Origin of the sequence: Nonomuraea turkmeniaca, assembly GCF_005889735.1 — a bacterium.
Lineage (GTDB): Bacteria > Actinomycetota > Actinomycetes > Streptosporangiales > Streptosporangiaceae > Nonomuraea > Nonomuraea turkmeniaca.
Genome location: NZ_VCKY01000011.1, coordinates 1 through 13060, shown reverse-complemented (window position 1 = coordinate 13060; position 13060 = coordinate 1). Strand labels below are relative to the sequence as shown.

Sequence of the window (13060 nt, the reverse complement as noted above, 5' to 3'; positions counted from 1 at the left end):
ATGGCGATCTTCGAATACGCACCCGCCCCCGAATCCACCGACGTCGTCGACATCAAGCCGTCGTACGGGCTGTTCATCAACGGCGAGTTCGTCGACGGCTCGGGCCCCACGTTCAAGACGATCAACCCGGCGACCGAGGTGCCCCTGGCCGAGATCGCCACCGCCACGTCCGACGACGTGGACCGGGCCGTGCAGGCCGCGCGCAAGGCGTTTGGCGTCTGGAGCGCGCTGCCCGGCGCCGAGCGGGCGAAATACCTGTTCCGCATCGCGCGCATCATCCAGGAGCGGGCCCGCGAGCTGGCCGTGCTGGAGTCGCTGGACAACGGCAAGCCGATCCGCGAGTCACGCGACGTGGATCTGCCGCTGGTCGCGGCGCACTTCTTCTACTACGCCGGCTGGGCGGACAAGCTCGAGTACGCCGGATTCGGCACCAAGGCGCTGGGCGTGGCGGGGCAGGTCATCCCGTGGAACTTCCCGCTGCTCATGCTGGCCTGGAAGATCGCGCCCGCGCTGGCCTGCGGCAACACCGTGGTGCTCAAGCCGGCCGAGACCACGCCGCTGACCGCGTTGTGGTTCGCCGACATCTGCCGGCAGGCCGACCTGCCGCCGGGTGTGGTCAACATCGTGACCGGCGCGGGCGACACCGGCGCGGCCGTGGTCGCGCACCCCGACGTCAACAAGGTGGCCTTCACCGGCTCCACCGAGGTCGGGCGGATCATCGCGCGCACGGTGGCGGGCACCGACAAGAAGCTGACGCTGGAGCTGGGCGGGAAAGCCGCGAACATCGTGTTCGAGGACGCCGCCATCGACCAGGCCGTCGAAGGCATCGTCAACGGCATCTTCTTCAACCAGGGACACGTGTGCTGCGCGGGCTCCCGCCTGCTGGTGCAGGAGTCCATTCAGGACGAGCTGCTGGACTCGCTCAAGCGCAGGCTCGGCACGCTGCGGGTCGGTGACCCGCTGGACAAGAACACCGACGTCGGCGCCATCAACTCCGCCGACCAGCTGGCCAAGATCCGGGAGCTGTCCGAGATCGGCGAGTCGGAGGGCGCGCTGCGCTGGTCGCCGGCGTGTGAGCTGCCCGAGCGCGGCTTCTGGTTCCCGCCGACGATCTTCACGGGGGTCGCGCAGTCGCACACGATCGCCAGAGACGAGATCTTCGGCCCGGTGCTCTCCGTGCTGACCTTCCGCACCCCGGCCGAGGCCGTCGAGAAGGCCAACAACACCCCGTACGGGCTGTCCGCCGGCATCTGGACCGAGAAGGGATCCCGCATCCTCTGGATGGCCGACAAGCTCCGGGCCGGCGTGGTCTGGGCCAACACGTTCAACAAGTTCGATCCCGCCTCTCCCTTCGGCGGTTACAAGGAGTCCGGGTACGGCCGCGAGGGCGGATTGCTCGGCTTGGAGGCCTACCTTGACGTGTGAGCATCGCCGCCCCCGGCGCCGGAAACGGCGTGCGCAGGCCACCCGCGGCCACGCGTTCGCGCGGGCCGGTCGTCCGGTCCGCACCGGCTGGTACGCCCATCGCTGCGGTGTGAGCCGGTGCGGCCAGGTCTTCGTCCCCGTTCAGACGTCGCAGGAGGGTCGATGAGCCGGCTGTCCGTCAGAAAGACCTACAAGCTGTACATCGGCGGGGCGTTCCCGCGCTCTGAGAGTGGGAGGTCCTACCCCGTGACCTCGCCCAAGGGCGAATTCCTCGCCAACGCTTCGCAGGCCTCGCGCAAGGACGCCCGCGACGCCGTGGTGGCCGCGCGCAAGGCGTTCCCCGGCTGGTCGGGCGCGACCCCGTACAACCGGGGGCAGATCCTCTACCGCGTCGCCGAGATGCTGGAGGGGCGGCGCGCCCAGTTCGCCGAGGAGTCGGCCCCGGTGAGACAGGGCGGGAAGCGGGCGGCGCTGGAGGCCGTGGACGCGACGGTGGACCGGCTGGTCTGGTACGCCGGGTGGTCCGACAAGATCGCCGCGGTGCGCGGGGCGGCCAATCCGGTCGCCGGTCCTTACTTCAACCTGTCCTCGCCCGAGCCGACCGGGGTGGTCGCGATCGTGGCGCCCGCCGACCCGCTGCTCGGGCTGGTGTCCGTGGTCGCGCCGGTGATCGTCACCGGCAACACCTGCGTGGTCGTGGCCTCCGAGCCGTCGCCGCTCGCCTCGATCACCCTGGCCGAGGTGCTGGCCACCTCGGACCTGCCGGGCGGCGTCGTCAACGTGCTCACCGGGCGGCAGGCCGAGCTCGCGCCCTGGCTGGCGAGCCACATGGACGTCAACGGGCTCGACCTGACCGGGGTGGCGGACGCCGACCTGGCGCTGCGGTGCGAGCAGGCGGCGGCGGAGAACCTCAAGCGGGTCCTGCGTCCCGCCCAGGAGGACTGGACGGCCGACCCGGGGATCGGGCGGATGACGCGGTTCCTGGAGACCAAGACCGTCTGGCATCCGGTCGGGATCTGAGTCCGGCTCAGGCCGGGTTCAGGCGGAACAGGTTCCGCGGGTCCCACCCGGCCTTGAGCTCGGCCAGGAGGCCGATGCCGCCGCCGCCCAGCGTGTACGAGATCGCGCCGGCGTCCGGCGACGAGCCGGACAGCGGGGCCGGCCCGTGTGGCGCTACGGGGAGGCCGTGGCCGGTGGTCTGGACGGCTATGGGCAGATCGTCCGCGGCGGCCAGAAGCATCAGTGATAGCCGCGTGGCCGCACCGGAGGATGGGCGGACTGGAGCTGGGCGGCCAGGCCGAGCAGATGCGGCTCGCCGCCGGGCGGGGCGATGAGCTGCACGCCGATCGGCAGGCCGCTGGTGTGCGTGGCGATGGGCACGGTGATCGCGGGCCAGCCGCACATGTTCCAGGCACCCGTGGCGGGGGCGAACCTGACGTTGGCCAGCACGTTGCGCAGGAACCCGCGCTCGCCCCAGCGGTCCGCTCTGGGCGGCACGGTGCCCAGCGAGGGCGTGATCAGCACGTCCGCGTCGCCGAACCACTGATCCGCCCCGTAGGCGCTCCAGCGCTCGCGGCCGCGTACGCCGTCCAGCTTCATCCTGGTCAGCGCCCGGCCCGCGCGGGCAAGCGCCCGGGTGCGTCGCTCCACGGTGCGCCTGTCCATCTCGGCCGCCGACATGGCGGCCTGGCTGAGCCAGGTGGCGATCGTCGCCGGGCCCAGCCAGGCAGGCAGCCGGTGGCCGTGCTCGACCACCGTGTGCCCGGCCACCCGCAACGTCTCGGCCGCAGCGCGCACCGCCGCCTGGAACTCCTTGTCCATGGGCAGGCCGATCGGCAGCGGCTGCGGCGCGTAGGCCACCCGCAGGTCGAATGGCTCGGGGCTGTCCGGCGGCGGCTGCGGCTCCCACACCTCGTCGTCGTCCGCCCAGACGGAGCGCAGCATGGGCGGGCGCGGATCCACCCGCCGGCCGCCACGCCACGCCTCCGCGAGCGACGGGTCGGCGGCGAGCACGGACAGCGTCAGCGCCAGGTCGGACACGGTCGTGGCCAGCGGGCCGTTCTCGGTCAGCCGGTTCCAGTCATCGGCGGGCGGGGGCACCACGTCGGCGCCCGGCTTGACGGCCAGCACGCCGCAGGCCGCCGCCGGGATGCGCAGCGACCCCATGCCGTCGTTGCCGAGCGCGATCGGCACCATGCCCGCCGCCACGGCCGCGGCGCTGCCCGAGGACGAGCCGCCGGGCGTGCGGGTCCGGTCCCATGGGTTGCGCACGATGCCGTACGCGCTGTCGCCGAACGCCACCAGCCCCAGCTCGGGCAGGTTCGTCAGGCCGACGACCACCGCGCCCGCCGCGCGCAGCCGCGCGACCGTCGCATGGTCCGCCGGCGCGGGCACGTCCGCGGTGCCGGCGGAGCCGCCGCGCGTGGCCTCGCCCGCCACCTCCAGGTTGTCCTTCACCGCCACGGGAACGCCCGCCAGCGGCAACTCCGCCAGGTCGGGACGTTTCTGCACGGCCTGCGCCTCCTCCACGGCCTGCTCCCTGACCCGCCGGAACGCTCCCACCTCGGGGTCCCGCTCGGAAATGACGTGAAGGTGCTCCTCGACGACCGTCGTGGCCGAGACATCGCCGTGCCGAACGGCCGTGGCGATCTCGGTGGCGGTCCTGCCTGCCCACAACATGTCTCGAGTGTGCAGGTTTTCGTACCTGGTGGCGAGAGTAGGGTGAGAACACGTGAACAGCACATCGCTCGCCACCGGCCAACGTTCCCTCGGAGCTCCAGCGACCGAGTTCCCGCTGTTCCCACCGCTGACGCGGGGTTGCCCGAAGACCAGCACCGACGAGATCGCCTATCCGCTGGACGTCGTGTACGACTACGCGCGGGTGGACACGCGGCTGTTCGACCAGGAGCCGGGGACCGACATCGGGCGCTGGGCGCCGCTGCTGCCGCCCCTCGACGCCCCCACGCTGGGGGAGGGCGGGACGCCGCTGGTCGAGTTCGACGGGATCTACATCAAGGACGAGTCGCGGAACCCGACCTGGTCGCACAAGGACCGGCTCAACCGGGTCACGGTCAGCGCCGCCGTCGCAGCGGGCGCGCCAGGCGTGGTCGTGGCCTCGTCGGGCAACCACGGGGCCTCCGCCGCCGCCTACGCCGCGCGGGCGGGACTCCGCGCGATCGTGCTGACGTCGGCCGATTCACCGCCGGCCGTGCAGGCGTTCGCCCGCGCGTACGGTGCCCGCGTGGTCTCCGTGCCCACCGCGGCCCGGTGGCCGTTGTTGCGGGAGGTCGTGGACCGGCTCGGGTACCACCCGGTCAGCAACCAGACCGTCACACACACCGGACACCCGTTCGGGCCCGAGGGATACAAGACGATCGCGTACGAGGTGTTCCTGCAGCTCGGCGCGGTGCCGGCGGCGGTCTTCGCGCCCACCGGGTACGCGGAGCTGCTCTACGGGGTGTGGAAGGGGTTCACCGAGCTGCGGTTGCTGGGGCTGGCCGGCGCCACGCCCCGGATGTTCTCCTGTGAGACGGCCGCGGGCGGGCCGCACGCGCGCGCGATCGCCACCGGCGCGCCGGCCGCGATCGTCGAGCTGGGTCACAGCGACGCGTACGGCATCGCCGGGTCCGTCGGCGGGCACCGGGGCGTGCTGGCCGTGCGGGACAGCGGCGGCGAGGCGGTGCTGGTGACGGATGACGAGATGCGGCAGGCACAGCGGGACCTGGCCCGGCAGGGGTTGTGGCAGGAGTTGTCCGGGGCGGCCGGGCTGGCCGGGTACCGGCGGTTGCGGCGCGAGTTCGACGGGCCGGTCGTGTGCATCGGCACGTCCAGCGGCTTCAAGGACGTGGGGGTCGGTGCGGAGACGTTCCCGGTGCTGGAGAACCCGACCTTGGAGGACCTGCGTTAGCTCTTCAGCCAGACGCGGAGCGGACCGGCCGTGGTGAAGCCGTGTTTCGCGGCGTCCGTCATCGGCGAGTCCGGCTCGTGGGGATGGCCGTCAGCGGGTCCTCCGGCCAGGGGTGCTTGGGGTAGCGGCCGCGGAGTTCGGCGCGTACGGAGCGGTAGCCGTCCCGCCAGAACGACGCCAGGTCCGCCGTCACCGCCACCGGACGGCCCGCCGGGGAGAGCAGGTGCACCAGGACCGGCACGCCGGCGATCCGCGGTGTCTCCTGCCAGCCGAACAGCTCCTGCAGCTTCACCGCCAGCACCGGCTGCTCACCCGCGTAGTCGATCCTGATGTGGGAGCCGCTGGGCACCTCGATGCGCTCAGGGGCGACCTTCTCCAGGCGTTCGCTCCACGGGATCAGGCGTTTGAGTGCTTGGGCCACGTCGAGGCGTTCCAGGTCGGCGCGGCGGCGGGCCCTGGACAGCTCCGGCTCCAGCCACTGGTCGGCCAGGTCGATGAGCGCGTCCATCGGGGGCCAGGGGTCGCCGATGGCGCGGTGGCAGAAGGCCAGGCGGTCCCTGAGGTCCTTGGCCTGTTTCGTCCAGGTCAGGACTTCTTCCGTGCGGAGGCCGTACAGGATGGCCTCGCGGACGTCGGCGTCCTTGAGCGGGGTCGAGGACAGCTCGATGGCGCCCATGCGCTCGACCTTGCGGGCGGAGACGTCGCCGCGACGCTCGCCCGGCGGGACCCGCCACTCGACCTCGTCCTCTGTCGTGGTGGGGTGCGCCCGTCTGGCGATCTCCTCGTCGATCGTGACCGCCTGCCTGATGCGGGCCGACGCCTGCCCGGTGGGGCGGTCGGCGACCGCGATGGCCAGCCACTCCGCGGTCTGCAGCCGGGAGCCCTCGGGGAGCTGGCCCCGGGTGCCCGACGCCATGAGATATCCGCCGCCGCGACGGCGCGCCACCCGCTCCGGGAACGCCAGCGCCACCGCCATCCCGGCCAGCACGTCGTCCTCGGTTTCGCCACCGGCCTGGGACGCCGCTCTGCGGAGGCGCTGGGCCTCCTGGCGCCAGCGGGCGGCGAAGCCGGATCCGCCGCGGCGGGCCGTGCGCCAGATCTCCACGAGGTCGTCGCCGGCGTCCCGGGGCAGTTGCTCGGACAGGAGCGCGATCACCTCGGCGGCACGCGGGCCCAGATCCAGCAGCGCCCTGGCCAGGCGGGGATGCACGCCGGCGAGCGCCATCCGCCGCCCGCGGTCCGTCACCCTGGCATCCGGCCCGAGAGCGCCGAGCTCCACCAGGGTGCGGGTGGCGGCGGACATCGCGGCCGGCGGTGGCGGGTCCAGGAGCGCCAGCCCGGAGGCGTCGGTGACGCCCCAGCAGGCCGCCTGCAACACGAATCCGGTCAGGTCCGCGAGCACGATCTCGGGACGCGGGTGGTCGGCCAGGCGCTCGTGGTCGGCGTCGGTCCAGCACCGGTACACCGTCCCAGGGGCCTCGCGGCCCGCCCGTCCCGCCCGTTGGCCGGCGGCCGCCTTGGAGACCCTGACCGTGGTGAGCGACCCCAGCCCCCGGGCATGGTCCGTACGCGGCTCGCGCGCCAGCCCCGAGTCCACGACCACCCGGACGCCGGGAACGGTCAGGCTCGACTCGGCGACGGACGTGGCCAGGACCACCCGGCGCGCCGAGCCCGGCGACAACACCGCGTCCTGGACGTGGGCCGGCGCCTGGCCGTGCACCTGGAGGACGTCCGGGACACCCGTACCGGAGAGCATGGCCGCGACCTTGGCGATCTCGCCGACGCCGGGGAGGAAGCACAGCACGTCGCCGTCGTGTTCGGCCAGGGCGCGGCGGACCACCGAGGCCACGTGGGACAGGAGCGCGGGGTCGACGCGCAGCCCGTGCGGCGGGGCGACCGGGCGCGGCGGCGGGGCCCACACCGTCTCGACCGGGTACGCGGCCCCGGTTGCCGTCACGACCGGGCCGCCGAGCAGGCGGGACCACGGGGCGGCGTCGGCGGTGGCCGAGGTGGCGATGAGGCGCAGGTCGGGGCGGAGCGTGTCGCGTACGTCCAAGAGGAACGCCAGCGAGGTGTCCGCGTCCAGGTGCCGCTCGTGGCACTCGTCCAGCATGACGACGTCCACCCCGGCCAGCTCCTGGTCCCGCTGGAGCCGCTGGAGCAGCACGCCGGTCGTGACCACCTCCACCATGGGGTTCGCGCCCGTGTGGCGCTCGCCGCGGATCGTGTAGCTCACGCCCATCCGGCGGGCCGCCGCGCGTACGGCCAGGCGGCGCGGCTCGGCCACCAGCACCCGCATCCCCGCCTCGGCCAGCGCCGGCGGAACCACCGTCGTCTTCCCGGTGCCGGGCGGGGCGGTCAGCACTGCGGTGCCGTGCCGCTCGAGCACGCCGAGCAGCTCGGGCAGGACGTGGTGGATGGGCAGTGCGCCAGGAGCGGGCATGATCGTCGTCTGCGTCAGGGCTGGGCGTGGGCGTCGGCACGAGCCGCGCCGGCCGGGTCGAGGTCGAGGCGGGCGGGTGCGTCGGGCTGGTCCTGCGTCGCGGCCGGCGCGCTGGGCTGGGTCAGCGCGGCCGCCAGGATCGAGTCGAGCAGGCCGGGAAAGCGGGACTCCAGGTCGTCGCGGCGCAGGCTCATGTACTTCAGCCTGCCCATCTGCTTGGTGAGCAGCACACCCGCCTCGCGCAAGGTCCGGTAGTGGTGTGAGGCCGTCGACTTGTGCACGCCGAGGTCGTCGCCGGCGACGGTGCAGTTCAGCTCACCGGCCACGGACAGCCGGACGACGATCTCCAGCCGGACGGGATCGGCCAGCGCCCGCAGGACCTCGGTGAGCTCGATGTCCGCGGTGGCGGGATGCGGTAGCAGGCGCATGCGTGAACCCTACCTCCGTCTTATCGTTTGACAACGATCCAACTATAAGTCAGTTTGATGGGCATCCAACATTTGCTGGAGGCTTCATGAGTACGCGGCTCTTCCCGCTGGCTGTCGGAAATTTTGCGATCGGTACGGGCATGTTCGTGACCGCCGGGCTCTTGCCGCCCATCTCGGCGGACCTGGAGATCTCGCCATCGGCGGCGGGGCAGCTGATGACGGTCTTCGCGCTGGCGTACGCGGTGTTGTCGCCCCCGCTCGCCGCCCTGACCGCCCGCCTGCCGCGTAAACAACTGTTGCTCCTGGCCATGGGCGTCTTCGTGCTGGGCAATGTGCTGACCGCGCTCGCGCCGACGTACTCGCTGGTCCTGGCCACCCGGGTGATCGCCGCCGTCGGGGCGGCCATGTTCACACCGACCGCGTCGGGCGTGGCGAACGCGCTGACCACCCCGGAGCGCCGCGGCCGGGCGCTGGCGCTGGTCATAGGCGGGCTGAGTGTCTCCTCGGCGATCGGGGTGCCGCTCGGCACCTGGCTGGGCACGGCCACGAGCTGGCGGGTCACGATCTGGCTGGTGGTGGGGCTCGGGATGGTCGGGCTCGCCTGGGTGGCGGCCGTGGTGCCCGAGCTCAGGATCCCGGCGTCGGGGCGGCTGAAGGAGCGTTTCGCGCCGCTGGGTGACCGGCGGGTGCTGGTGGTGCTGGTCACGCAGTTGCTGATGTTCTCGGCCGGGTTCACCGCGTACACCTACATCGGGTCGCTGTTCGACCTGCCGCTGCCCGCGGTGTTGTGGGCGTGGGGGCTCGGCGGCGTCGTCGGCAACCAGCTCGGCGGGCGCCTCACCGACGCGTACGGCCCCCGCAGGATGATCATTCTGGGACTGGCCGCGTCCACCGTGTTCCTGGCCCTCATCCCCGTCGCGAACCTCGCCCTGCCGATCGCGCTCGTCTGGGCCTTCCTGTGGGGCGCGCTCGGCTGGCTCGTGGTGCCGGCCCAGCAGTTCAGGACCGTCGCCGCGGTCCCTGACAATGTGCCGATCGGGCTCGGGCTGCTGTCGTCCGCGCAGTACCTCGGGTTGTTCGTGGCCGGGCTGGCCGGCGGCGCGGCGCTCGACTGGTACGGCAGGACGGGCGTGATCGTGCTGGCCACCGCGTTCGGGCTGGTGACGTTGCTGTTCACGATGGCCACCTACCGGAAGGTGGCCATCTCCGCCAGGGAGAGCGTGCCCGTCAGGTAGCGACGGAGGTTCGGCGCGCTGGCGGCCGCGAGCACGTCGGCGGGCATCGGCGCCAGCGGCTCCACCTTGAGGACCGCGCGACCGGACCCGCACGACGGGGCCCCGCTGCACCATGCGGCACAGGGGCCGCCTCCTGATCTTCTCCACCTGGCAGGGGAGGAGCCGTCCTCCAGCAGGCGGACGACGGCGGCAGGGGTCGCTGCCTACCGTCGGCGGCATGTTGAACAACCAGGTGACCTTCCGCCGCGTCACGGCAGGCGTCCTGCTGATCGTGGCCCCCCTGCTCCAGGCCGTCGCCGTGGCCGTCGACCCGGGCACCTGGGGCGACGACAGGGAGGCGGTCAGCTTTGGCGTGAACCCCGCGCTCGCCCAGATTCAGTCAGTCCTCTACCACTGGAGCTGGATGCTCATGGCCGTGGCCGTACTCGGCCTGCTGCATCTCACCAGGCGCCGGTTCATGGTCCTCAGCCACGTGCTGGGCGGGCTGACCATCATCGGCTACCTCTCCCTGTCGGCCCTGCTGATGATGGATCCCGTGGAGTGGTGGCTGGGCCGCCAGTACCCGCCCGAGCAGGCACAGAAGATCATGGACGAGATCGTCAACCTGCCCGGGGTGATCTTCGGGTTCCAGATGCCGTGGATGTTCTTCGGGCTTCTCGGCCTGCCGGTGCTGACCGTGCTCGTGTGGCGGGCCGGGTTCACCGGCTGGTGGGTGCCGCTCGTCGTGGCCGCCGGCTACGTCGGCTCCTTCACGGTCCCGTACGGCCCCGCGACCGTGCCCTTCTGGGCCGCTCCCGTCCTCGCCCTCGGCTGGATCGGGGTGAAGATCCTCAGGATGGGCGACGAGGCGTGGGCGGCGTACTACCCGATCGCCGGGATCCAGCCCGCGGTGACCGCGAGTATGACGAAGAACCCGAGCACGATCCGGTAGATCACGAAGCCCGTGAAGCGGTGGGTGCTGATGTAGCGCAGGAACCAGGCCACCGCCAGGTAACCGACGATGAACGAGATGATCGTGGCGAGGATCGTCGGCCCCCACGCGGGGGACGGGCCCTCGCCGATCTCGCTCAGCTCGTACAGGCCCGACGCCAGGACGGCCGGGATGGCCAGCAGGAACGAGTATTTGGCCGCGTCCTCGCGGCGGTAGTCGAGCAGCAGGCCCGCGGTCGTGGTGCCGCCCGAGCGGGACACGCCGGGGATCAGGGCGAGCGCCTGGGCGAAGCCGTAGACGATGGCGTGGGTGAAGCTGAGGTGCTTCTCCAGCGTGAGCTTGTTGCGGGCGGTGCGGTCGGCGAACCACAGGATGAGCGCGAAGACGATCAGCGTGGTGCCCACCAGGCGCAGGTCGCGGAAGACGCCCTCGATCTGGTCCTTCAGCACCAGGCCGAGCACGCCGATCGGCAGCGTGCCGACGATGACGTACCAGCCCATGCGGGCCGCCCAGTGGCTGCGCAGCTCTTTGTTCCACAACGACCGCGTCCAGGTGGAGATGATCTCCCAGAGCTCCTTGCGGAAGTAGATGATCACGGCCGTCTCGGTGCCGATCTGGATGACGGCCGTGAAGGCCGCCCCCGGGTCCTGCCAGCCGGCGAAAGCGGAGACCACCCGGATGTGGGCGCTGGAGGAGATGGGCAGGAACTCCGTGAGCCCCTGGATCAACCCCAGAACCACCGCTTCGAACCAGCCGATCACAACGACACCTTTCGAGAACGCGGGAGTGACGAGGGTGAGGCTAGCGGAAACGGGGACCGAGCAGTTGCTCCCGTAGCGCGTTGCAGCCCGGGTGGGATCCGGCGAAAGTGGTCCCGGCCGGCTGACATATGTCACGTCGGGTGTGCTGACGTACGGCACTTCAGCCGGGGCTGTGCCGTCGCTCAGGCTGAATGCCATGCCAACAGCATTGGAACTCAAGGCCGTGAGCAAGCGCTACGGCGACACCGTCGCGCTCGACGGCGTGGACCTGAGCGTCGCGGAAGGGGAGACGGTCGCCGTACTCGGGCCGAACGGGGCGGGCAAGACCACGATGTTGTCGATCGCCCTCGGGCTGCTCAGCCCCGGCTCAGGAGTGGTCGGCGTCTTCGGCCGGACACCGGTCGAGGCGCTGCAAGCCGGCGAGGTCGGGGTGCTCCTTCAGGACTCCGGGCTGCTGGAGGACGTGCGGGTGGATGAGCTGGTCACGGCGGTCGCCGGGATGTACCCGCACCCGGTTCCGGTCCAGCGGGCGATGCGAGCGGCGGGCGTGGAGGAGTTCGCCACGCGGCGCGTCGGCCGCCTGTCCAGCGGTCAGCAGCAGCGCGTCCGGTTCGCCCTGGCGTTGGCCGGTGACCCGAAGCTGCTCGTGCTCGACGAGCCCACGGTGGGGCTGGACGTCGAGAGCCGCCGTTCGCTGTGGCAGGAGGTGCGCGCCCGTACGGCCGCGGGCCGTACGGTGATCTTCGCCACCCACTACCTCACCGAGGCCGACGACTACGCCGATCGGGTCGTCCTGCTCGCCGGCGGCAAGATCGTGGCGAGCGGGCCGGTGAGCGCCATCAAATCCCTGGTCGGCGGCACGGAGGTGCGTTTCGTCCTCGAGGACGCGGACGTGGCGGAGCTCGCGATCCTGCCGGGCGTGCGCCATGTGCGGATCGAGGGGCGGGCCGTCACCCTGCGCACGGACGACTCCGACGCCACGCTTCGCGGCCTGTTCGCGATGTTCGACGTCAGCGAGGTGCGGATGATGAGCACCGATCTGGAGGACGCCGTCATCAGCCTGACGGGAGGGCGGGAACGATGAGGTCGTATCTGAAGCTCGAAGTGCGGCGCGCCTTCCGCAACCCGGCCGGGCTGATCCTGCTGACCGCCTTCCCGCTGGGGCTCTACCTGCTGTGGACCAAGGTGCTCAACGTGGTCCCGCAGGGACAGCGCGTGGACTTCGCCGCGTTCTCCATGGTCTCCATGACCACGTACGGCGCGATGGGGGGCGCGCTGTTCATCGGGGGCGCCATCGCGCTCGAGCGGAGCAAGGGATGGTCACGGCAGCTCGCGGTGACGCCGCTGCCGCCGCACGGGTACGTGGTGGCCAAACTGGTCAGCGGGGCGGCGGGGGTGCTGCCGAGCATCCTCGTCGTGCTGGCTGGGGGCGCGCTGCTGGGCGGGGTGCGCCTGCCGCTGTGGGCCTGGCCGGCGCTGGTGGCGTTGATCTGGCTGGGCGTCATGCCCTTCGCCGCGCTGGGCGTCGCGTTCGGCTACACGCTCAAGGGGCAGGCGGCGAATCTGGCCATGATGGGCGTCTACTTCGTACTGTCCGTTCTGGGCGGCCTCTGGCTGCCGCTGCAGGCCATGCCCGAGGGGATGCGCGCGCTGGCCGAGTACAGCCCCGCCTACCAGGCCGGATCGCTCGGCTGGCGGGTGCTGGAGGGACAGTGGCCGAGCGGGACCGGGGTCGGTCTGCTGGCGGCGTGGACCCTGCTGTTCGCCGGGCTCGCCGTGTGGCGTTACCGTCGGGCTTTGTGACGGTGAGGACGGCGCTGCCGGAGCTGGAGCACGGCCGCGCCCGCGCGGCGGCCCGGGCTGGGTCCGCCGCGTGGCTGCTGCTCTTGTGCTGGCCGCTCTGGTCACTGCTGGACGCGGGGCCGGGGAT

12 protein-coding genes are annotated in these 13060 nt (G+C 72.0%); 7 read left to right on the top strand and 5 right to left on the bottom strand.

Annotation, left to right across the window (positions count from 1 at the left end; all coding sequences use genetic code 11):
* Together ETD86_RS04880 and ETD86_RS04875 are read left to right on the top strand one after the other, a co-directional pair.
* Positions 1-1425 carry an aldehyde dehydrogenase family protein gene (locus tag ETD86_RS04880; protein ID WP_138664884.1) on the top strand — a complete coding sequence of 475 codons (1425 nt, stop codon included), beginning with the start codon at positions 1-3 and terminating at the stop codon, positions 1423-1425.
* 162 nt (positions 1426-1587) lie between these two features.
* Positions 1588-2445, top strand: a complete 858-nt coding sequence (locus ETD86_RS04875) for an aldehyde dehydrogenase family protein (RefSeq protein ID WP_138664883.1) — start codon at positions 1588-1590, stop codon at positions 2443-2445.
* 7 nt (positions 2446-2452) lie between these two features.
* On the opposite strand, the gene ETD86_RS04870 is transcribed toward ETD86_RS04875, so the two are convergent.
* Together ETD86_RS04870 and ETD86_RS04865 are read right to left on the bottom strand one after the other, a co-directional pair.
* Positions 2453-2665, bottom strand: a complete 213-nt coding sequence (locus ETD86_RS04870) for a hypothetical protein (RefSeq protein WP_138664882.1) — start codon at positions 2663-2665, stop codon at positions 2453-2455.
* Complete coding sequence (locus ETD86_RS04865; protein WP_138664881.1) at positions 2665-4104, bottom strand: amidase; 1440 nt, start codon at positions 4102-4104, stop codon at positions 2665-2667. The genes ETD86_RS04870 and ETD86_RS04865 overlap by 1 nt, the downstream gene beginning before the upstream one ends.
* A gap of 52 nt (positions 4105-4156) precedes the next feature.
* Here ETD86_RS04865 and ETD86_RS04860 point away from each other — a divergent pair, with 52 nt between their 5' ends.
* Entirely contained in the window at positions 4157-5332 is a 1176-nt protein-coding gene (locus ETD86_RS04860; protein WP_138664880.1) for a threonine synthase, read from the top strand.
* A gap of 58 nt (positions 5333-5390) precedes the next feature.
* On the opposite strand, the gene hrpB is transcribed toward ETD86_RS04860, so the two are convergent.
* Both hrpB and ETD86_RS04850 read right to left on the bottom strand, forming a co-directional pair.
* On the bottom strand, positions 5391-7775 hold the full coding sequence (gene hrpB / locus ETD86_RS04855) for an ATP-dependent helicase HrpB (RefSeq protein WP_138664879.1): 2385 nt from the start codon (positions 7773-7775) through the stop codon (positions 5391-5393).
* Between the two features lie 14 nt (positions 7776-7789).
* The gene (locus tag ETD86_RS04850; protein WP_138664878.1) at positions 7790-8203 is read right to left on the bottom strand and encodes an ArsR/SmtB family transcription factor; all 414 of its coding nucleotides are present in this window, start codon (positions 8201-8203) and stop codon (positions 7790-7792) included.
* Between the two features lie 86 nt (positions 8204-8289).
* Here ETD86_RS04850 and ETD86_RS04845 point away from each other — a divergent pair, with 86 nt between their 5' ends.
* Together ETD86_RS04845 and ETD86_RS04840 are read left to right on the top strand one after the other, a co-directional pair.
* Positions 8290-9438 (top strand): MFS transporter, encoded by a 1149-nt coding sequence (locus tag ETD86_RS04845; RefSeq protein ID WP_138664877.1) that lies wholly within the window; start codon positions 8290-8292, stop codon positions 9436-9438.
* Positions 9439-9655: 217 nt separating this feature from the next.
* Positions 9656-10369: a hypothetical protein gene (locus tag ETD86_RS04840; RefSeq protein WP_138664876.1), complete on the top strand. Its 714-nt coding sequence runs from the start codon at positions 9656-9658 to the stop codon at positions 10367-10369.
* Here the strand turns inward: ETD86_RS04840 and ETD86_RS04835 are convergent.
* Positions 10300-11130, bottom strand: a complete 831-nt coding sequence (locus ETD86_RS04835) for an undecaprenyl-diphosphate phosphatase (RefSeq protein ID WP_211369827.1) — start codon at positions 11128-11130, stop codon at positions 10300-10302. The genes ETD86_RS04840 and ETD86_RS04835 overlap by 70 nt on opposite strands.
* A gap of 196 nt (positions 11131-11326) precedes the next feature.
* Here ETD86_RS04835 and ETD86_RS04830 point away from each other — a divergent pair, with 196 nt between their 5' ends.
* Together ETD86_RS04830 and ETD86_RS04825 are read left to right on the top strand one after the other, a co-directional pair.
* On the top strand, positions 11327-12214 hold the full coding sequence (locus tag ETD86_RS04830; protein WP_138664875.1) for an ABC transporter ATP-binding protein: 888 nt from the start codon (positions 11327-11329) through the stop codon (positions 12212-12214).
* Positions 12211-12933, top strand: coding sequence for an ABC transporter permease (locus ETD86_RS04825; protein WP_138664874.1), 723 nt, complete (start codon positions 12211-12213; stop codon positions 12931-12933). Before ETD86_RS04830 ends, ETD86_RS04825 begins: the two co-directional genes overlap by 4 nt.
* Positions 12934-13060 lie beyond the last annotated feature (127 nt).